Genomic DNA, 21,225 nt, shown 5'->3' on the forward strand with positions numbered 1-21,225 from the left:
TTCGCCAAAGTATTTAGTTGCTCGTGTAAATTTCTTTAAATTTGTCTAACAAATCCTGCGTGTTCGCAAGTCCGGAGTTGAGATCTTCTTTAACAATCTTGAATTCCGATACTTGCTTTAATCCTGGCGGCGGTGGAACATCGTTTCTTGAAGCACGCATATTGAGTTTATCGGTTGTCATGGTTTGCAAATCTTTGGATGTCAGGAAATCAACATTTTCATTACGACTCCTCCTATAATAATGTGCTTGCTACATATTTATTGTAGTGCAGGTGCATCTTACGGACAATCCGAAAAAAGGTACAACTATCCGTATAAATGAACACCCTGCTCAACAATCTATCTAAATAAAAAAGCTCATGAAAGGCGCCAACACCCTCATGAGCTTAAACTACTTCATTACTCTAATATTTATTCACTGATTCTTTGTTAACGACTCCCCGTTTACCGGGCTTCATAAAATTTGTCGGACTTGTGCCTGTATATTTTTTGAACACATTACAAAAGTACTTGTATTCACTGAAGCCTGTCATACTGGCTATTTCATATACCCGGCATTTGCCCGTGACGAGTAGTTCTACTGCTTTTTGAATCCTGTACTTATTAAGAATATCCAAAAAAGTTTGGGAGGTAACCTCTTTCAACTTACGACTCAAATAACTTGGGCTTACTCCCAATCCATCAGCAATAGCTTCAATGGTCAGCTTTTTATCGTATTCACTTTTGATTTTTTTGATCGTCTCACTGACATAATAGTTTTGACTTTGTTCGTCTTTTAGAAAACCATCCAAATCGATATGATGTGTATCGCCTATCGATTTAGTTATATGGTTGTTATCATCGTTAGCCTTGCCTTGACTAATGTTTCGCTTAATATTATTCAAACACCTTCAATGAAATTGCCTGCTTCGCATATTCAAATTCCGTATAACTGGTCAGGATGATGCTATGAAACGGATATATTTTCAAAGCCTGCCCCAACATCTCTATCCCATTCATAACAGGCATCCTAATATCTGTAATCACTAAATCGGGCCGGTGCTGCTGGATCAATTGGAGTCCTTTCTGTCCATCATCCGTATCACCTACAACTGTACAATGCATGGACAGCCAATCAACGGTATGAACAAGACCTTTTCTAATAATCTCCTCGTCTTCAACGATGATTACCCTCAGCATGCTCGCTACCTCCCCTATCAACCGGCATAGTGATCCTTACATTTGCTCCGCCCTGGTGCTCGCTTGATATGTCTAATCCATACTTTTCGCCGTAAATGAGCTGTACTCTTCTATGGACATTGTACAATCCAACATGGGAAGAATTGTTATTATTTTGATCCAGGATATTCCTTACTTTCTGCAGAATCCGCGGTTCCATCCCCTCACCATCATCAGCAATGCTGACGATCAGTGTATCCTCAGCAATACTAGCTTTGATCTGTACCCTCATGGATGAACGGTTAGCAAAGCCATGCATAATTGCATTCTCGATGATCGGCTGAACGATGAGCTTGGGAACAATACAGTCTAAGGTAGCTTCATCAACATGAATCTCGTAATCGAATTTATTTCCAAAGCGATACTTTTGAATGAAAAGATAGTTCTTGGTATACTCGATATCCTCCTCAAGACTCACATCCGTTATCGTACTATTGATACTGTATCTTAAGAGTTTAGATAGTACGACTATCATCGAGTTTGCAGAAGAAGGGTTCATTTTTACCATATAACGAATCGTTTCCAGCGTATTGAACAAGAAGTGTGGATTAAATTGGGACTCAAGCTGTTTAATTTCAGACAAAACGTTTTGTCGAGCCTTTTCCTTGTTCGCTTCAATCAAGTTTTTAATATCGTCCAGCATCTGATTGTAAGCTTCAGCAAAAACCTGAAACTCATCATTGGTATTGACCTTGAGTTGGGTTTCCAGATTACCGTTTTGAACAATTTCGATCGCCCTCACGATGTCGTCAATGACCTTGGTTTTACTGTCCGCAATTTTTCTTGCCGATAAGTAGGTTGTTAAAGTCAACATACCAAAAAGCAGACTTAACAACACACCTGCCAAAATTAGAATGGATCTGAAGTAACCGATAGAGGTAAGTGTATAAATACAGATTCCTCCATCAAGTATTTCCGTTTTCATCACATATTGACTGTCGTCATTCGATTGGACAACACCAGATTTATCTCTGAAATTCATGTCAATTTTCCCTAAGTCGCTAACTAACAAATCATTCGTGCTAGCAATCACATACCCGAAATTATCGGTGATCACGACGCTCGTCGAGAAATTTTTGCTGATCAACTTGACCAGGTCTCTCTTGTTAAAGTCAAAGGTGATAAATCCGGCAACCTGCCCCCCTATGACAATCGCTTTACCTACTGTCAAGCTTGGACTGTCGGCAGTAAAAGCTAACTGCCTAGCTATAACGACCTTTTCAGGCATGTCTAGCATTCTTCGGAGCGGTCCCCATTGTAAAGCGTTTTCGTCTTGCGCATATTCTGGGATATTGTTCGAGCTTTGTACTAAGGGCTTAAGCTTATCATCAAATAGGAAGAAGTTCGCTTTCGTTTCTCTTTGATTTATGAAATTATACAAATTTTCATATAGTTGACTGTTGGATAAATTCAACTCCATGTAGGACAACGTGCGTTCATCTTTTGAAAAATGATCCGCTTGTTCCTGGTAGGAACCAATAATTTTCCCTATTATTCGTGATATTTGTACATTGTAGTCGTGATTCCTTGTAACAATTGTCTTGTATAGGATGGAAAATGACAGAATATAACTTGTCAGCGTAATGATAATTACCGGAATAATCGCATAGATGATGAAAGTTTTTCTAATAACTTCCCTATAGTGCCTGAACTTTTTTGTCACTTCCGGATTATTCACATTTTATCACATCCATCCACTGTGATATTGAAACCTCGCAACTTAAATATCTTTCCCCATTCAAATAATAGCTTTATTGCAATCGTTGAATCAACCAATAAAAAGCTATAACAAAAATAAGGCAAGACGTCGAAATCATCATCTTACGATACCAAGGGAACTTTCGCAGCCAAATCAAGAGAGGCAATAATAGACATAAGATCATTATTTGCCCTGTTTCTACACCTAAATTGAAAGTAAGTAGCGCGCTAATCAGATTGTCCTTTGGAAGACCGGTTTCAGCCAAAGCCCCGGCAAAGCCCATGCCGTGGATCAGGCCAAATATAGCTGTCAATGCCCACCGCCATTTCGCCTTATGAACAAACATATTTTCCACAGCCACATAACAGATCGTCGCCGCAATCAACGCTTCGACCCAAGACGGGATGACATGAACGCGGCCTGACGCTACCAAGAATAGTGTGAGGCTATGGGCGAGTGTAAAAGCAGTAACAATTTTTAAAGCTTCCTTGAAGCGAGATGCGATTAATACCAAAGATAACAAAAATATCAAATGATCGTAACCTGTCAAAATGTGTTCGATTCCAAGTTTAAAGTATTTCCACAAAACAGCGCCAATCTTAGGTTGGGGAAGGTTAATCATAATATCTCGATTAGCACTATCAATTACATCATTCTGTAAATTTTCCCCTGAACGGACTATGAGTGTACTCGTATGAGCAGGCGCGTCATCAAACACTAGATTGTAATGAAGATTAAATTGTTCGATCACTTCATCGGCGGTAAACCTCAGTTGAAACAGCACAGTATTAGTGGTATCCCTTTGTGCCACCCTCATCGAAAGAATCTCCATCTTTAACGGCTTCGAATCCACATCTATATGAAGACCCTTCTGTATATACGATTCGAGACTCTCTTTTTGCGAGATCACTTCCTCGTTCTCCAGCTTATTATCACCGGTTGAATCGAAATTTGGTATCAAATCACTTTGATCCAAATAAAGTGCATAGAGTATCTCGTTCCCTTCAACATTTAACGACGATAAGCCCGTGCTTGAAGTGTGGGCAAGCGCTGTTGTGGCAAAGCCTAAACATAAAAAGATAATGATCAAGGACAAGAGTGATGAACGCAGCTTCATAGCGGTACCCCTTTTTGTTTAGTCAAGTTCCTTAAGTGGATCATAATTTGCGTGAAGATACGGCGCGTCCGGAGCAGCAATTTTCTCAATCTGGTCAGCCTTTATCATGAAGATATCTTTACCATTGTAACTGCCGCTTTCGACAGTGCCTGTGACCTTGACCCAAGCATCTTTGGGGTAATTCTGAGCTTCCGGGAAATCGATCATGGCCCCATATGGCATGGCATCCGCGGAGCAGCAGTTTATGACAAATCGTCCAACGACAAACTCACTGCTTTTCATGTTCTCTTCACGGTAAACAAAACCACTGATCTCGATCTTTTTATCTATGAAATTATTTTTGAACAAATCAATCGAGGAGAGAATTTCTTTATAAAGTGACGGTTTAACAACGATCAGATCTTTTTTGTAAAGATTCATCCCGATCTGAGATGATACCTTCTCCCAATCATCGTGGAACATTTGCTCAATCTCCGCATTGGTTCTGGCTGTACCTGCTGCTGCTGGAATCACCACAGGGCTAGAGACTGTACCGACACTGCTCTTGGGTCTCTCCTGCTTCACTGTTGAGAGATTCATCCCTTTGGCCGAAGCAATAGCGCTGCCTAATGCGGCATTCGGGAGACAAAAGCCGACTAGCAAAGGTAGAATCAGCAACCCGTACGACAACATACTCCGAATAGCAGACTTAGGGACAGGATGTTCACAGTCGCAGGCCACTTGTTTGCCACGGTAGATACGTATGGCCGAATAACCTTGAAAACAGGCAATAACATATAAGGCAACAGCAGCTACTTTGACATAAATCATCATGCGTGGTGCTAAGTAATACTGGAGTGCGTTCGTTTTGGTCAAAAATACGATATAGGACGAAAATCCAAGCAAAATAATCGTACGCAACAAAGAATGCAAGCTCAGCAAGAAATTCCCCTTCATGAAAGAACCTCCCAAAGCAGCGATCCCGCCAGCACGGTAATCGCAATCAGCATAGACAAGACGAGTACGAATCTTGCTTTAAAAACGGAGAGCAGCATTAAAGTGCTTTTGAAATCCAGCATTGGTCCTATCACCAGAAATGTCAGCAAGGACGACGAGGTGAAAGTTGACTGAAAGGATGAAGCGACAAAAGCGTCTGAAGTTGAGCATACTGACAGTATATAGGCGAAACCCATCATAAATAAATGTGAGCTTATCGGACCTTGCCCGACGGCGACCAAACTATCACGATGCATAAAGATTTGGATGACCGCAGTAAGCAGTGATCCGAAGACAAGGAACTTGCCCATTTCAAAAAACTCGTCCGAGGCATGCACAAAAAGAGTTGTTAATTTATTGCTTTGATGCTGATGTCCTTCCCCTGATGCATGCTCTGATAAGTGTCCGCGGCTGTTGCGCAGAGGGTTGTTTTTCAGGAACTTGTATATTAGCATTCCGATGACAGCAGCCGCAGCAAAAGCAAGCCCCATGCGCGAATAAGCCATGGCAGGGTGATTGCGAAAAGCCAAATACGTGGCGGAGAACACAATCGGATTAATGATGGGACCCGTAAGGATAAATACGACGGCGACATATACGGGCATACCTTTCAAAATCAGTCTTCTGACGACAGGAATCATGCCGCACTCGCATACCGGAAAAAGAATACCCAATAAACAGGCGAAGATAATGGCAAGAAATGGATTGGAAGGAATCCAGCGACGGATCGTTTGCTCCGAAACAAAACTTTGCAGCAATGCAGACAGTAATACACCGAGCAAAACGAAAGGGATAGCTTCCAATATAATACTGATGAAAATGGTTTTGAATGATTGTATTTGTTCGGTAGTCACAAAGGAAAGCAACGGCGCTCCTTTATTAATAATAACGAAGACGATAAGGAGGAAGCAGATTACCGTAGCGAAGTGAATACTGACTCGAGTATAAGTAGATGGCATATTCACAGTCTCCTTCTAATAATTATGACTATTTGTTAGTATAACTGGCCATATCAGCAAAGAAATGGGGAGATATTCTCCCCCCATTTCAAGGCCGATCAAACCGCAATTTCTCGAATCGATCAATCCAGCTTACCTCACATCCATCTTGTAGTCAGTTGCAAGAGGCTCTACAGTTCGACAAAATCATTCATGTTTCTCTTCATTTCTACACATCGATATAGTCCAATTTTAGTTTCCCGCCCTAACAAAAGGAACAACAAAATATTAAGTTTTCTCTAAAAAATAAATATCATATTTCAAAAGCAAGCATAATGGTTGCTTCTATGTTGGGGTTAAGGTTAACGATTGTAGAAGTTTGCGATTTACATGTTCTTATTTACTCTTCTAACAATTCGATCTGGAGACTGGAGGCGAAATCGATCATGAACAATAACTTGATCAAACCTTGCCTCTAAAACACCTGGAACCTCATATAATAAATAAGATACACCGTTAATTTCTCCTCGAAACGAAGCGGGATAAGACAAATACTCATCTTTGGACAGGATTGGAAGTACAGTAACCTCGCTGGACATTTTTCGATCCATCTTATAACGAATAACTGATCGTATATTGTTTTTTATTAGAATAACCTGTTCATATTTGTTATCATATAAGCAAAATTTCAAAGGATTCACCCTCCCTTTTCCGCTTGAAATCAGAATGACCGTAAGAGCCTCCGCACGTGTGGAGTTGCCATGCGGATCAAATATGCCATCATCCTTGCCGCTGATGAGGCCAGCTTCAGCCGCATCTTTGATTTGGTTTACTGTTTGGTCCGGGTGGAACGATCCATCCTCATACCCATCGATTACGTGCACTTCATATGCGTATAAGTCGCTTACTTGCTTTCCACTCACTGTTACTTGAAAATATCGCCTTCCGATAGCCTTCCGAGATGGAAAGAACCAAGGCTGGACCAGTTACACACGCGGAGAACGCTTTCTAATCCTTGAAGATACCGAATTAATTAATTGCCACTTGAAATACATCGAAAATGAAGTTTATAAATCGCAGTGTAAACACTGCTATTAATCTAATTTTAAATTTTCTGGTGTACATTGAGTATCCTAAAAATATATATAATTATCACTTATAGTGAACTTTTTCGATATTTACGATATATACAGCTGGCCCTTTGTCCTCGGCTTCAATGCACAATTTGGTATAAGAACACAGTCCCATACTGTCAGTAAGCTGGTTACGGCACTTGGAAGGTTCTTCAGATTCACCTTGAACTCAGGCAGAGAATGGATATCGCTTCAACAGGAAATGGAACATATTCAAAACTATTTGATCATTCAATCGTATCGATACCAGCATAAATTATTCAGCTATCAACTATCGATAGAGGAAACGATTCGTAATAATAGGATTATGCCGCTAATTTTGCAGCCGTTGGTTGAAAACGCCATTGAACACGGAATTTCGAAGCCGAGTGAGACGGGGACGATTTCGATCGTGGCGTGTAAAATCGGCGACAAGGTGTGCATCTCTATTGCGAATACAGGGGGGCGATTGGATCTGGAACATGTCAAGCAATTATTAAATGCCGATCACGCCAGTGAGCATGTTGGTTTGCGTAATGTTCAGCAGCGCATTCAAAGATGACCAATCCAAGTAATTTTGAATGCCTTCGCGAACCCAAACTTCATCGTCAACGACTACTGCTCGACAAAAATCCAGATTCATCGAAATCCCCCTTGTTTCAACATCCTTTATACGCATCCGTGATAAGTAATCGCTGAAGGATTGGCCAGTCTCCTGACGAAATAATCTACTCAGATAGTTAGGCGTTACAAATAGTTCATTAGCAATATCAGCCAAATTGATCTCTTCGGCAAAATGCGCGCCATATAATTCAGCGCCTTTTTAATAGTTTTCCCTAAAAAATAAAAGAAGCCCCACTGAAGGTCATAAATAGTAGCTTCCCGTTGAAGGCGTCTTGTTAGAAGAGGATGGCTATTATGCCATCCTCCACAAAGGGTTAATTCAGAATCATACTAGCTGTTGCCGCAAGGTCGGCAATGTCAATCTTTCCATCGTTATTGATGTCCGCGAGTTTATACTTTTCCCAGTCCAGGTCGCCTAACTTTTTACCGTACCAGGAAGCAACGATGGCCAGGTCGCCTATGCTGACTCTGCCGTCTCCGTTCAGATCACCTGAAGCCCGGCTGATGATCGAAGATATAAAGGCTTGCATGGCTGCATTCAATTCGACCGTCGCTTGCTCTACCTGTTGCAGGTCAGCTGCCGCATTGTCCGCTACCACTTTGGCTTTATCAATCGCTGCCTGAAGGGCAGCTTTCGACCCAATCGGGTACTGTCCTACTTTCGTTCCTTCTACTGTTGCGTCATGCCTGGATTGAGCATCGGTAATCAATGCATGCAAGGCTGCTTTATCGACAGCGATGATTTGTACATTGTGCGAAGTTCCTTCCACGTTCGTCTCCGGGCCATCAGCTCCTGCAACAACGAGGTTGAACAGCGTTATCGTTCCGGTAGTCGGCTGTATGGTAGCTTTAGCCTCAAAGAACAGCTTCAACAAATCTTCATCCGCCTTAACTTCTTGGCCGGACCCTAAGCTTGCAATAAGGATTCGAAGCTCGCCCGGCGTTTTTTCCTTCGTTTGCACGATAATAACCCCGGTCTTAAGCGATTCCGCCGAAACAAATTCAAACTGCGCCGGATTGTAGGTCACAGTCAAATCCTGAGCATAAACGGCCTGAATAACATTACGTAGGCCAAAGGTCAAGTCGAACGGCTGACCGGCGACGACACGGCTTGAACCGGATAAGGCGGCTTCCAGGTTTTTCGGAACCGATGTCAGAAGGAAATTGATCTTGTAGGTTTGTTTTGCGATGCCGTCTTCCGCCGTAACCTCAATCGTTGTCGTACCCGGCAGACGATCCGCAGCGCTTATTTTAACGGTTGCGTTCGAGTCTGTCGTTGCTGCGGTTACCATCGGTACGTCCTTGGTATCCTCAGGTAGTTGGACATCGTAAACGAGCTTATCCTTACTGAAACCGGCCAGCGATGTGGCGCCGATCCCAATACCGCTTAGCGTAGCATCGCTACTTAAAATTGCGGACGGGTCATCCAAGCTGCGCGCTTTCACAACTATATCGAACGTTTTAGTGCGGCTTGACGTACCTTTGCTTACGGTTGCAGTCAAAATTACCGCAGTATCAGGTTGATTTGCAGCCGGCCGAATCACTTTCCCGTTCTCGTCAACGACGTTTGGATGCGAACTATTCCAAGCAATCGTTATGCCATGCAAACCTGCTTTGGGCAGCGCCAGATCTCTTTTTACAGCTTCGAGGTCCACACTTAGTTGAAGCATCTCTATCGCTTCGTTCACCAGCTTCTGATCGGTAGATTCTGTGGTCTCAGCTTTCACCGTTACGTAAAACATTTTAATGTCCGATGCGTTGCCTTTTCTTACTTCTGCAGTCAACACTACGGTTACATCCCAGTCTCCAACACATGGACGAAATACTTGACCCATATGATTGAGAATCTGCGGATCCGAACTATTCCACGAAATGGACGTACCTTGCGAGCCGAGTGTTGGCAATGTCAAATCCCCTGTCACCGCGCTTGTGTTACCGAGATCAATCGCTGCGACAGCCGCTTGAACCGCAATCTCATCCGCAGTAATCGCCTTCACCGTCACTGTAAAAGCCTTCTCGTCGTTAAGGGCTCCCCTGCTGAGCTCAGCAGTCAAAGTCAAAGTAGCGTCAGGCTGTCCGATTCCGGGTTTATTGATGATATGCCCCTTATTGTCCATGATTTCGGGATTGGAACTTATCCAAGTTATTTCAGTATCCCTTATGGACGTAATAGGCAAGATCAAATCCCGAGTTACCGCGCTTGTGTCCCCCAGTTTAAGGGCCGCTTTAGCCTCCGCCAAAGCCTCGGCTTCAGTTAATACTTTAACCGTTGCGGTAAATTGCTTCGTCATACTGAATGTGCCTCTGGAACCTTTCGCCGTCAGAATTACATTTGCGTCCCCCTGCCCCGGATCCGGGCGCGTTACGTGTCCGCTCGTATCAACAATGGCTTTGTTCGAACTCTCCCATTCAATTTTAGTAGTTTCAACCCCAGTTGTCGGTAAGTTCAAATCGCTTACTACCGAGCTGACATCCCCAAGACTAAGTGCATTGATCGTTTGAGTTACTACGGCTTGGTCATCGAGAGCAGTAAACAGTTCGATTTCAGCAAGCTGTATCGCGTCAGTTGCCCCGTTATTAACGGTAACATTCCATTTGTAAAATTCGTATTCGGTATTGTTATTAAACTCATACAACTTTGTTTGAAAGCGTGAAGGGAATATCTCATTCGTTCTGGCATCCACCCGAGTCCACGAGGTTCCGTCGTTGGAACCTAGCAATTCCCAATTCTTCGGATCTCTTGACGCAGCGTCATTTGCCGATGTCAGGGTATATGCCCTTACTGCGTACTTAGCATGATTCTTAAATTGCATGCTCACCCAGCCGGTTGGCTGCTTTGTAAGCCATTTCGTACTCGTAGCGTTATCGAATAATTGATCAACGGTCTCGTTTGGCGGGTTATTCCCGCTTGCAGTCGCGATGATACCGTTATCGGTCATATCCGGCCATGGCCTAGGCGGCATATTCCCCGCTGCATGAGCCGTTTGTAAACCTAATGGGGCAAAGTACAACATTAGCCCCATTAGCAACAGCATCATGCTAACAACTGAAGTGGATGATTTCTTGAAATCATTTTTTTTCATTTTTATGAACCTCCATAAGATTCCTTATAATACAGACTCCATATGACATAATCGTTACATTGAAGATCAATTCGTGATTTCGACTAACCTCCATAATTGAGCATTAGTACCATTCCAGGTGTATATTTGAACCTTGGTCCCATCCGCAGTTCCAGAACTGGCTACATCCATCGCTTTATTGCTATTAGGATTTATCAATTGATAAATATCGCCGTTGCCGAGATTGGACACCTTCCATTTCTGAGAGGCTGAAGTGCTGTTTGTCGCGATGACTAAGCCTGTAGAATCATTCACTCCTCCGTTTAATGTATCAAGCGCCTTGCCCGTGGCCGGATTAATCAGCTTGTACGTCCCATCGTTATTCGTGGTTATTGTCCATTTTTGATTATCCGTACCTCGGTCAGTCCCGATTTGCACATTTCCGCTAGCAGCATCTACTTGCAGCGCCTTATTGCTGTTTATATTAATCAGCTTGTAAGTGACGTTCGCTTTAACAGATTTGGTGAACTTCCATTTCTGTGAATCTCCACCGTCGTCCGTCTGCATGATGGTTTTATTGCCTGTAACAGCAGCCAATACTTTACCGTTCTTTTTATTCTTTATTTTATAGTAGCCGTATTCTGTAGGAAGAATATCCCACATTTGTTTGAGGCTACCGTCAATCGAATTGATAATCGAATCGTCACTTGAAGCATCAATATCCAGTGCCTTATTGCTGCCTTCTTGAACGATAGCAACCGCCTGGCAGGACGGTCCTTTCAGCATCCATTTTTGACTTGAACTTCCCATATTCGTACCGACTTGTGTTTTGGTTCCATTCTCCGAGGCCGAACCGGGAGCTTCCAACACTTGATTAGTTGCCTTATTGGTTAATTGATATGTCACGCCAGAAGTCAATTGCGTACCCAACTCTTGGTAAGACGGCGGTGCATCATCAGGTGATGTTCCCCAATTTACATTAGGCTGCTCACCCAACCAAAATTCCAACGTTCCGCCATCGGCCACCTGCTCATAAGGCACCCATGTGTTTGTCGTTTCCACACCGTTCAATTTCATTCTTTGAATGTACTTGGCAGCGTCAGATGCACCATGTCCTATAATTTTGATCGTATTGCAGTTAGGCAAGTTGATCGTAATTTCCGGGAACAACGGAGCATTCACTGTAAAGCCCCCTACGCCCGGGATAAATGGATAAATTCCCATTGCGGCAAAAACATACCATGATGAAGTGGCGCCGGCATCATCGTTTCCGACAATTCCACCAGGACCGTTATAGAAAAGCTCGTGCATCACTCTACGCACAACATCCTGTGTCTTATAAGGAGCACCGGCAAAATTATAAGTCCAAGGGCCTCCGAAGCCCGGTTCATTTCCCATAAAGGCATGCGGCGAATCCGAGCCTGCGTTGAGTTCTTGGAAAAAGAAATCGAGTCGCTTTATGGCTTCAGTATTTCCTCCCATTTTTTCAATAAGCGCTTTGATGTTATGAGGAATCATCCATGTGTATTGAGCCGCGTTACCTTCATGAAAGCCTCTGCTGCTAGCAGGATTGAATGAGGTCTCAAAATTTCCGTTGCTTAATTTCGGTTGAATATATCCGGTTTGCGGGTTAAAAAGACGAGTCCAGCTTTGTGAACGGTTCAAGTAGGTATTGTATTTTTCCATGTCGCCCAGGGATTTGGCAAACTGGGAAATCGCAAAGTCTGATGAATTAAATTCCATCGTAATGCTCGCGGCTTGTCCGATACTTTCGATAGGAATATATCCATAAGACAGGTAATCCGCCAGACGATCACGTGGATTCATAGGCGATGGAACCGTTCCTGTCTTATCCAAAACCGCTAATGCATCCTTCGTATTGAAATTCTTCGCTCCGAAAGCGTACATGCTCGGTATCATGGCCGAAACCGGGTCTCCGGACATGACATAGGTTTCAGTATTGGCTATTTGCCACTGTGGCACATAACCATCGCGTTGAATCGCGTCATTCACGAGCGATTGCGCCATATCCCCCGTTTCAGTTGGAGCTAGCATGGCAAGAAGCTGCATCTGAGATCGATAGGTATCCCATGCTGAAAACAATGAATAGTGCGTATAGCCTTCCGCCCGGTGTAGCTGTTGGTCGGTGCCCATATAGTCTCCGTTCACGTCACTGAACGTACTTGGATGCATCATGGAGTGATACAAAGCAGAATAAAAGATTTTTTTCTGTTCCTCCGTGCCTCCTTGTACTTGAATGGTGTTTAATTTTTGCTCCCATTTGGATTTTGCTTCATTCTTGATGTTGTCAAAATTCCATCCTGAGTTTTCGGTTTTTAAGTTTAATTTTGCGTTTTCCACACTGGTATAGGACATACCAATCTTGACAAGCACTTCTTTTTTGTTAGTTGTATCGAATTGCACAAATGCCCCGGCATTCGTTGTATTTTTACGTTGCTTTATGGAAGTTGAAACGTCCGATCCTGCCCAAGTGCCTGAATTTGCAAACGGCTGGCTAAATTCCGCAGCAAAATAAACATTATACTTTTTATTTTCCGACAAGTTTGGGCCGTAACCAATTTCGCAAAATCCGCCTGTTCTGGTCCACCCGGTCACAACGTTATTGCCTTCAATATTGACTTCTCCGCCATAGACGTCGGCACCGGCTACTCCGGTATTAATCAATACCATTGCGTTATTCGTTGCCGGGTAAGTGAGTCTGCCAAAGCCCGTTCGTAATGTGGACGTCAGTTCGGCTTTAACAGCGGAACCATTCAGAAGCACACTGTAGTATCCCGGGGTTGCCTCTTCGTTGGCATGATTGAAAGTGGAAGCGTAATCTCCGAAATTTGTCCCTGGCGACCTGCCAATTTGTCCTACAACAGGCATGATCGGCAAGGCTTGCCCGATCCTGCATCCAGGTCCATCAACATGAGTCATACTAAATCCTTGTATCACATTTTTATTATAATCGTACCCGCCGCCAGAAGGTGAATTACCGCTATAACCATTATCCGGGCTCCATTCAACCATTCCGAATGGTAGGGTAGCACCCGGGAACGTATTCCCGATGTTTCCGCCAAATCCGTTCTCGAAACCAGTATCAACTTCTTTCGTACCGACAAGAGGATTGACATATTCCGTTAAACTGCGATCAGCGCCTCTGATTTGGATATTATCCAGGAACCCCCGAAATGTGCCTGGAGAATCCGATTGTTTGTATGAAATCAGAATACGCTTGATCGTTTTGCCGGCAGCAACGGAACCGATGTCGGACATGACAAAGTTCCACGAATCCAGCGCCAGCTTCCCGCCTGTCCCTTGATATTGCGGGTCCAGCTTAATGCCATACTGATCTACAGATCTGTCGTCGTGCAAGTAAGAGCCATCATCGAACGCAAGATCCACAGTGACATAGGTGCTGTTCTTCCCATTGTCTACTACATTCCCATTCATACTTGATTTTCCTTGCGGATATATCCAATACGATAAGGAAGTGTCAGACTCTACAGGAATATTGACATCGAACACTTTATTGTAGGCGAAAGACTTGCCTGTACCTGTGCTTTTACCGGAATATACGAGTGCCTTCTGACCGGCTTGGTGTATCTCACCGGAAATGTCCGTCTCCATCCCGTTTAGTTGACAACATATTCCCTCAACATTCTGACTACTTTCCGATTCATTCCTCCACGTCGGTTGAATATCTTGATCTTCGAGTCCGGAATGGAAATTTGCGGCTTTCGCCTCGGCTTTTGGAACGGGGGCAAACGGCAAGTTTAGAACTCCTGACAATAGAACAAAACAAAACATGAAATGAAACCACTTTCGTATGGTCCTTTTCTTCATCTAATGAATCCTCCTCGGTTTTTCTGTACCTATTTCTTACTGTTGCTCGATAACGTGTTTGCTGTCGCCCATTTTAGATCGACTTAAACACTGTTTAATCCAACCATCCTCCCACAACATTTGCGATGACGAATATAAAAGCGAGTAAATGAATCATGATCTAGCACAGCAAACTTCAACTGCGGTTCTTAGCGGCACATTAAACTTGCTGACGCCGAAATACCAGTGCTCTTTTTATTCCCCATTGAATCCCCCCTGTTGAAGTCTTGAAAGCGCTTTACATTTTCATCATAAGGGTTTAAGACGATGGATAAAACGTAGCAAATCTATCATTTATTCCGATTTACATCCAAAATCGAAAACGATTTAAGTATGTTTTTTGCGATATTCAACCGGAGACATACCTGTATTTTTCTGAAACCACTCTCTGAAACAACGAGGGTTAGTATAAGCAAGCATATCTCCAATTTGATAAATTTTCATGTTGCTTTCCACAAGCAAGCTGCAAGCTTTATTCATACGCATCTGTGATAAGTAATCGCTGAAGGACTGGTCAATATCCTGACGGAATAATCTACTCAGATGGTTTGGCGTTACAGATAATTCTTTAGCAATATCAGTCAAATGGATCTCTTCGGCAAAATGTGCGTGAATATAATTCAGCGCCCTTTTAATTAGATAAGAGCCCGGCTCTTCAGTTGGCTCTGTGCTACATAATTGTTTAAATTGAATGGCTCCGTTCGAAGTCCAGAGATGCTTAGCCTTTAATAGAGCATTCTCAATATCAACCAAATCCGAGGGCTTGAGCAGAAAGTCGACTGCCCCTAAGCGGAGGGCTTCCTGCGCGAATTTGAAATCGTTGTAACCGCTTAAAAATATTGTTTTAATACGGGAGAAATCGTTCGCCGCACTCTCGCTTGCGCTGTCGCGAAGCTTGGCCAACATTTCAAGTCCTGTCATATTGGGCATGCGTATATCGGAAAGAATAATATCCACCGGTTCTTCTTTCAGATAGGCAAACGCATCGGCCCCATCATGAAATACTTTAACGAGAACGATACCGAGCTTTTTCCAATCGATATGTTCACTTAACCCTTCACGAATCCAAGCTTCGTCGTCTATAATTACCGCTCTGCATTCCACATTAGTCATTGTGCTTACCTCACATTCATCTTGTAGTCATTTGCAAGAAACTCCGTGATTCGATGAAATCGTTCATACTTTTCTTTCTTATATCCAATTTTATTTTCCCGCCCTAACAATAGGAACTACAAAAAATAAAGTTTTCTCTAAAAAATGCATATGATAATTTAAAAGCCTTATTAAGCGCTTTTCAATTCGATGCCGAATTCTTTAGTGGATTATGCACGTTTAAAAAATGAAGTATATAAATCGTAGTGCAAGGCAATAGTTCAAGTTCCACGCCCTAATGAGAAATGCGGGGAGATCCTGGATCTCCCCGCATTTCTTTAACGCTCAACCTTTATGATTCTTAACTAATTAAGCATTTCTATTGCAAAATCGCTTTAGCTACAATGGCAAGGTCTACAATGTCTACTTTGCCGTCATGGTTGATATCCGCTTTCTCATTCCAGCCTGCTTGACCTTGTTGTTTACCGTAAGCAGCTGCAACCATAGCCAAGTCTCCGATTGTGGTACTTCCTGTACCTCCTCCATTGATATCTGTAGTTATTTTCTTGCTTTCGAACACTAGGATTGCATCTTCCAATGCAGCTTTCGCGCTATCCACCTGCTGTTGAGTCGCATTCGAATCGTTTACTACCGCTTTGGCTGCATCGATAGCCGACTGTAATTGAGCTTTGGAGCCAGTCACATACAGTCCGTCCTCATTGCCTTCCACTGCTGCATCGTACTTCGCCTGAGCGATCGCAATAGCTGCGTTCAATAGCGATTTATCTACAGGTGTACTAGGTACAGTTATTTGGATCTCACGGGAAGCTCCGCCGAGTTGCAGCTCATTTCCCTGTCCATTAGCAATCACAACATGATCAACAGAAATTGTCGTATTGGTTGACTGCGTTACAGATTTGGCCATAAATTGGATTGCGAGCAAATCGCCTTGGGCTGGCACGGTCACGCCTACACTGGCAGCCACAATCCGGAGTTGACCAGGCGCCGTTTCCTTTGTATCGATGATTCGGAACCCGTCTTTCAGGGATGTCACCGAATCGAATTGCACACTTGCAGGGTCATACTGTAGTGTGAAATCCTGGGCGTACACTTGCTGGTATACGCTTTGCGTAACGCCGGCCAGTCCCATCGTTAGCGTGAAGGTTTGGCCAGAAAGTACCTGCTGTACACCTGTCAATGTAGACATTGGTGTTGCTGGCGCTGGCAATACGGTTACGCTGACGCTTGTTGTCAATGCTACGTTATTCGGGTTTACCACTCCTGCAGGTAAAGTTACAGTTCCACTTACGGTGAATACCTGCTGAGTCCGTACAGCCGGATCATAGCTTGAACCATCAACATTCCATGTAACATCAGTGTTCATGCTTCCCGTATCGGTAACCAATTCTACGGTGGGTAAACCAAGGGCAGCTGCTGTCTTCGCCGTACCGTTCACCACCCCTGTTATTGCCGCAGGTGTTGTAACCCCCATAAGCGTTTTATCCAAAGAAGGAGCTACTAATACTTGAAACTCATAGATTCTTGCCGTTTGATTCGTATCTTGTGTTGGAACGGGAACGTTCAATTTGATGTATCGAGCCGAAATCGCGGCTATGCGATCTATCGTTATGCCGTTCGTATTATTGGTTACGTTAACTACCGTACTCCAGTTTGTGCCGTCACTGCTGACCTGAATATTGTACCCCCTCGTGTTCCAGTTGGCAGGCTCCCCGCCTTCCGAAGCATGCTTGATGATAAACCCGTTCACGCTCTGCATAGAACCGAGATCAATTTGCAGCCAACGGTTGCTGGATTTGGAGCACCATTTGCTGTTCCCAGTGACGATACCGTCAATGGCTTTAGCCGCTGATTCTGAGGCTGAGCAAGCACTGTCCGCTGTTGCCGTCATTTGGGATGAAGGGATCTTATTAACAGTTACGCTAACGCTTGTTGTCAATGGCACGTTATTCGCGTTTGCGACTCCACTAGGCAGGGCTACGGTTCCTGGTACCGTGAAGGTCTGTCCCGCCTTGGTAGCTGGATCGTAGTTAATGCCGCTTAAATCCCAAGTTACATTCGCATCCACATTTTCGGATTCAGTAACAAGCACGGCATTTGCGGGCAAGCCAAGAGCTGCTGCTGTCCTGGCCGTTCCGATGTCTAGTCCCGTGATCGCTGCCGGCGCTTTGATGCTCACGAGATTCGGCAGTACCGATGGTGCCACAGTTACACCGATCTCCGCAGCGCTTGCAAACCCACCGACGCCCGCTGTTGCTTCGAGCTTGACATAGGATGCATTTGTCGAAGCAATCGTTGCTATTTTCTCTGTAGCGTCGTTTGCCCAATTTCCATTTGCTACATTTATAAAGGATACACCGTCCGTACTCACATATACGTTATAGCTTGTAATAGTTCCATTGCCGCCTCCTGGCCTTGGTAAATATACAACTTTATTGATATTGTAGGTTCCTCCAAGGTTTAAGGTAATCGATTGGGGGAGAACAGAACCACTCCACTTTGTATGCCAGAACGTTGCCGGGTTTCCGTCAATCGCCATAGAGGCTGCATTGTTAGCATTAGCCGTTTCCTGACTTGTCGCCGTTGCCGTCATTTGAGATGAAGGAATCTTATTTACAGTTACCCTAATGCTTGTTGTCAATGGCACGTTGTTCGTGTTTACGACTTCAATAGGCAGGGTTACGGTTCCTGGTACCGTGAAGGTTTGCACCGTCTTGATCGTTGGATCGTAGTTAATGCTGCTTAAATCCCAAGTTACACCAGCATCCACATTAGCTATATCGGTTACAAGCGATACTTTACCAGGCAATCCCAGAGCTGCCGCTGTCTTCGCCGTTCCGATGGCCGCTGCTAGTGGTGCAGGCTCTGTTATGCTGTTCAATTCCTTTTGTGGAATCTCTGTCAATTCAAACCAGCGCAAAGCCCAATAACCTGTATTTAAATTCAGCCTTATTTTATGTGGGCCTGCACTCAGTGCGACCACCGGATCGGATATATTGCGATAGTCGTTCCAATGGTCGGTTTTGAATGATGTCTTCTTTTGAGGTACGCCATCTACCAGCAGTTCAATTTCTCCCGTAAACGACTGTCCTTTTGTTACTGCCCTGTAAGTGACTTGATAGAGTCCCGTTTTTGCCACATCTAGGTTATATTCCAGCCAGTTGCCAGGATCTATCGAATTAATTCGCCATGTGGGTCCGCCATCATCAACGGGTTCATTTCCAAGTGTTTCACCATGTTTCGAATTGTAGTTTGCAGCTAATATCCTTCCAGGCACGATTGCTGAACCAGGCACCTCATTAAGCGTATTTACATTAAAGCTAGTTGTCTTTGAACCTATAGCCACAGTCAGTTGCTGTTCTGCTTTAAGAGTGGAATTATCATAGCCGGTAATATTATCAACCGTTACATTCTCCACTTTGGTTGTTCCATCACTGTAAGTTCCTGTCACAACCAGCCCTTCAAGCATAAGCTTTTCACCTAGCAGGTAATTCAACTTTGTTGGCAGTGTCGTTATTGCGATGCTTTGCAGCTTAGCGCCAGAAGTCTCTTTGGCAATGGCCATGATCTGATCGGTTGACAATGCTTGATTGTAAACTCTTACAGCATCGATACGTCCGTTGAAGCTTTGTTTGCCGCTGCTGTCTGCGCCTATATACGTTCCCGTTGTTGGCGTAGATGGAGCTGCCATATTATTGGTTATTGGTGTATTCTTGCCATTCAAATAAAGCTCCCAAGTGCCGCTTCTTCTTGTCGCGGTAACATTAGTCCATTGACCCGACGTCAATGCGGTCTGCGATCCCAGCATCGTCTGTCCGTCGATTGCAATGGATACTTTATCGCCCTGGCTATGGTCGAGTACGATGGAATAACCATTGGTGAGGCCGTCGCCATTGGTCAAGATCTGCTGCGATCCCGAATTGGCGCCATTCCATTTCACCCAAGCTGTTAGCGTTACATCGTCTGTTTTGGATGATGCAAGGCCTGCACTCGCATAATTGCCGTCAACACCGTTCAGGCTGAGCGAAGCTGAACCTTCCATTTTATCGGTCGTATCATAAGCAGCGCTTCCTTTCAAGACTGCATTGATTCCGTTCGCGATACTGTCGTTGCCATTGCCGTTAAATCCCCACATCGTGCTGTAATTGGCGCTATCCATTACTTGGAGTTTATCCATGTTCACGCCCGCTGCACTACCATCGCTTTGGATGACAATTTTGTTATTTGTACCCGGCTTCAGCTCAATTGCTACTGCCAGATCGCTATACGAACTCATGCTTCCGGTAGTCGGGAAGTTGATCGCCTGTACTTTGGATCCATTTACATATATTCCCTCATTGACATTGGCAGCATCGGTAGCATAGCTTATTTTCAATATTTTATTGCCGCCAACAGCTCCTCCGTCAACCTTGAGCGACTCAATATATGCTCTTCCATCGTTCATATTCACAACCTTACCGCCAGAAGCATTAACATCTTCACTTTGGGTAGCATATGTAAATACACTATCCTCGGCTTCATACGTACCGGTTGTATTCGGTTTCAGGCTTATCGTACCTTCCCAAATGGTTTGTTGTGTACTTACATCCCTTCCCTTTAAATGCACCTTGTCTTGATATACATCAAAAATCATAGCTTGATTTTCTACAACGGCACCGTCTCTTACTGCCGAGAATTTCCCAGCGTACAAGTTGCCTTGTAGCTTAATATCGTCGTGAAGATGTCCTGTTGTTAAAATAGCCTGTGGATATTTTTCAAGAATATTCTTGAACTTCTGTTCCTGAACAGTATTTTGTTGACTACCAACAGCCGAAAATGTCCTGGATACGGTCTGGTAAATAGGCTGATGATTGAACAAAAAAATCGGCTTGCCCGAAACAGCATCTGCAGCAAGCGTGCTATCCAACCAAGCTAACTCATCGTCGGACATATACGCGTTATTGGACAGTTTACGATCATACGCTAAAAATATGAAGTCATAGCCTTGTACTTTCCGGCTGTAATACAACGTACTTTCTGGTATTCCTATCTTTTGTTTAAATCTGTTCGTCATTATTGTAAAATTAGCACCATCATCCCAATCATATTCATGATTTCCAATTGTATAATACACTTGCGGATGATAATTTACCGAATTGATCGCATTGAATATGGAGTCATATTCACCGGGATCCCCCTGATTGGTTATATCCCCGACTAAAACCATGGAACTGATATTATTAGCAACAGCATCCTTTACAGCATTAATCGTATTCCCCGTACTACTATGCGTGTCCGACATGGACATAAAGCTGAAAATCGGACCTGTCGAAGAGGCATTAGCCCCTGCTGCTGAGCCTTCTGACTGAAAAAGAACAGTGCTAAGGCCAGTACCGCCTACCAAAGCTGTGATTAGCAGAAGTAGTGATAGAAATGACTTTTGGAACCTCTTTATGAAAGACATTTTTGTACCTCCATTGATTATTTAAATAATACCTCAGTT

At 43.8% G+C, this 21,225-nt stretch carries 13 protein-coding genes and 1 pseudogene; 1 reads left to right on the forward strand and 13 read right to left on the reverse strand.

The genetic code is table 11. From position 1 onward, the window contains the following. Nucleotides 1–13: 13 nt before the first annotated feature. The 8 genes from GC097_RS02530 to GC097_RS02560 all read right to left on the reverse strand — a co-directional run bounded on the left by GC097_RS02530 (nucleotide 14) and on the right by GC097_RS02560 (nucleotide 6,870). Entirely contained in the window at nucleotides 14–181 is a 168-nt protein-coding gene (locus GC097_RS02530) for a hypothetical protein (RefSeq protein WP_171681785.1), read from the reverse strand. A gap of 223 nt (nucleotides 182–404) precedes the next feature. Continuing rightward, complete coding sequence (locus GC097_RS33830) at nucleotides 405–884, reverse strand: helix-turn-helix domain-containing protein (protein WP_216625627.1); 480 nt, start codon at nucleotides 882–884, stop codon at nucleotides 405–407. Continuing rightward, nucleotides 877–1,179 (reverse strand): response regulator, encoded by a 303-nt coding sequence (locus GC097_RS33835; RefSeq protein ID WP_216625628.1) that lies wholly within the window; start codon nucleotides 1,177–1,179, stop codon nucleotides 877–879. The genes GC097_RS33830 and GC097_RS33835 overlap by 8 nt, the downstream gene beginning before the upstream one ends. Beyond that, nucleotides 1,157–2,896: a sensor histidine kinase gene (locus tag GC097_RS34910; protein ID WP_171681786.1), complete on the reverse strand. Its 1,740-nt coding sequence runs from the start codon at nucleotides 2,894–2,896 to the stop codon at nucleotides 1,157–1,159. Before GC097_RS34910 ends, GC097_RS33835 begins: the two co-directional genes overlap by 23 nt. A 73-nt stretch (nucleotides 2,897–2,969) precedes the next feature. Then, on the reverse strand, nucleotides 2,970–4,034 hold the full coding sequence (locus GC097_RS02545; RefSeq protein WP_171681787.1) for a HupE/UreJ family protein: 1,065 nt from the start codon (nucleotides 4,032–4,034) through the stop codon (nucleotides 2,970–2,972). 18 nt (nucleotides 4,035–4,052) lie between these two features. Next, nucleotides 4,053–4,970, reverse strand: coding sequence for a TIGR03943 family putative permease subunit (locus GC097_RS02550; RefSeq protein ID WP_171681788.1), 918 nt, complete (start codon nucleotides 4,968–4,970; stop codon nucleotides 4,053–4,055). Continuing rightward, nucleotides 4,967–5,968: a permease gene (locus GC097_RS02555; RefSeq protein WP_171681789.1), complete on the reverse strand. Its 1,002-nt coding sequence runs from the start codon at nucleotides 5,966–5,968 to the stop codon at nucleotides 4,967–4,969. The genes GC097_RS02550 and GC097_RS02555 overlap by 4 nt, the downstream gene beginning before the upstream one ends. A 365-nt stretch (nucleotides 5,969–6,333) precedes the next feature. Further along, nucleotides 6,334–6,870, reverse strand: a complete 537-nt coding sequence (locus GC097_RS02560; RefSeq protein ID WP_246293906.1) for an S-layer homology domain-containing protein — start codon at nucleotides 6,868–6,870, stop codon at nucleotides 6,334–6,336. 238 nt (nucleotides 6,871–7,108) lie between these two features. Between GC097_RS02560 and GC097_RS02565 the strand changes: the two genes are divergently transcribed. Further along, entirely contained in the window at nucleotides 7,109–7,621 is a 513-nt protein-coding gene (locus GC097_RS02565; RefSeq protein ID WP_171681790.1) for a sensor histidine kinase, read from the forward strand. Here GC097_RS02565 and GC097_RS02570 read toward each other — a convergent pair. From GC097_RS02570 to GC097_RS02590, 5 genes and pseudogenes are all read right to left on the reverse strand, one after another. Then, nucleotides 7,556–7,846, reverse strand: a pseudogene (locus GC097_RS02570) (AraC family transcriptional regulator); the annotation flags it as partial. The gene GC097_RS02565 and the pseudogene GC097_RS02570 overlap by 66 nt on opposite strands. A gap of 151 nt (nucleotides 7,847–7,997) precedes the next feature. Beyond that, on the reverse strand, nucleotides 7,998–10,766 hold the full coding sequence (locus tag GC097_RS02575) for an immunoglobulin-like domain-containing protein (RefSeq protein ID WP_171681792.1): 2,769 nt from the start codon (nucleotides 10,764–10,766) through the stop codon (nucleotides 7,998–8,000). 66 nt (nucleotides 10,767–10,832) lie between these two features. Further along, nucleotides 10,833–14,594 carry a GH92 family glycosyl hydrolase gene (locus GC097_RS02580; protein ID WP_171681793.1) on the reverse strand — a complete coding sequence of 1,254 codons (3,762 nt, stop codon included), beginning with the start codon at nucleotides 14,592–14,594 and terminating at the stop codon, nucleotides 10,833–10,835. 366 nt (nucleotides 14,595–14,960) lie between these two features. Continuing rightward, entirely contained in the window at nucleotides 14,961–15,746 is a 786-nt protein-coding gene (locus GC097_RS02585) for a response regulator transcription factor (protein ID WP_171681794.1), read from the reverse strand. Between the two features lie 358 nt (nucleotides 15,747–16,104). Then, nucleotides 16,105–21,186, reverse strand: coding sequence for a discoidin domain-containing protein (locus tag GC097_RS02590; protein ID WP_171681795.1), 5,082 nt, complete (start codon nucleotides 21,184–21,186; stop codon nucleotides 16,105–16,107). Nucleotides 21,187–21,225 lie beyond the last annotated feature (39 nt).

The sequence above is a fragment of the Paenibacillus planticolens genome (genome assembly GCF_013141725.1).
In the GTDB taxonomy this organism is placed as follows: domain Bacteria; phylum Bacillota; class Bacilli; order Paenibacillales; family NBRC-103111; genus Paenibacillus_E; species Paenibacillus_E planticolens.

Excerpts from the sequence above, each read along its gene's own strand:
- GC097_RS02550 (WP_171681788.1), bottom strand. The coding sequence starts at position 4,970 with ATGAAGGGGAATTTCTTGCTGAGCTTGCATTCTTTGTTGCGTACGATT.
- GC097_RS02585 (WP_171681794.1), bottom strand. The coding sequence starts at position 15,746 with ATGACTAATGTGGAATGCAGAGCGGTAATTATAGACGACGAAGCTTGG.
- GC097_RS02575 (WP_171681792.1), bottom strand. The coding sequence starts at position 10,766 with ATGAAAAAAAATGATTTCAAGAAATCATCCACTTCAGTTGTTAGCATG.
- GC097_RS02590 (WP_171681795.1), bottom strand. The coding sequence starts at position 21,186 with ATGTCTTTCATAAAGAGGTTCCAAAAGTCATTTCTATCACTACTTCTG.
- GC097_RS02580 (WP_171681793.1), bottom strand. The coding sequence starts at position 14,594 with ATGAAGAAAAGGACCATACGAAAGTGGTTTCATTTCATGTTTTGTTTT.
- GC097_RS33835 (WP_216625628.1), bottom strand. The coding sequence starts at position 1,179 with ATGCTGAGGGTAATCATCGTTGAAGACGAGGAGATTATTAGAAAAGGT.
- GC097_RS02545 (WP_171681787.1), bottom strand. The coding sequence starts at position 4,034 with ATGAAGCTGCGTTCATCACTCTTGTCCTTGATCATTATCTTTTTATGT.
- GC097_RS02530 (WP_171681785.1), bottom strand. The coding sequence starts at position 181 with ATGACAACCGATAAACTCAATATGCGTGCTTCAAGAAACGATGTTCCA.
- GC097_RS02555 (WP_171681789.1), bottom strand. The coding sequence starts at position 5,968 with ATGCCATCTACTTATACTCGAGTCAGTATTCACTTCGCTACGGTAATC.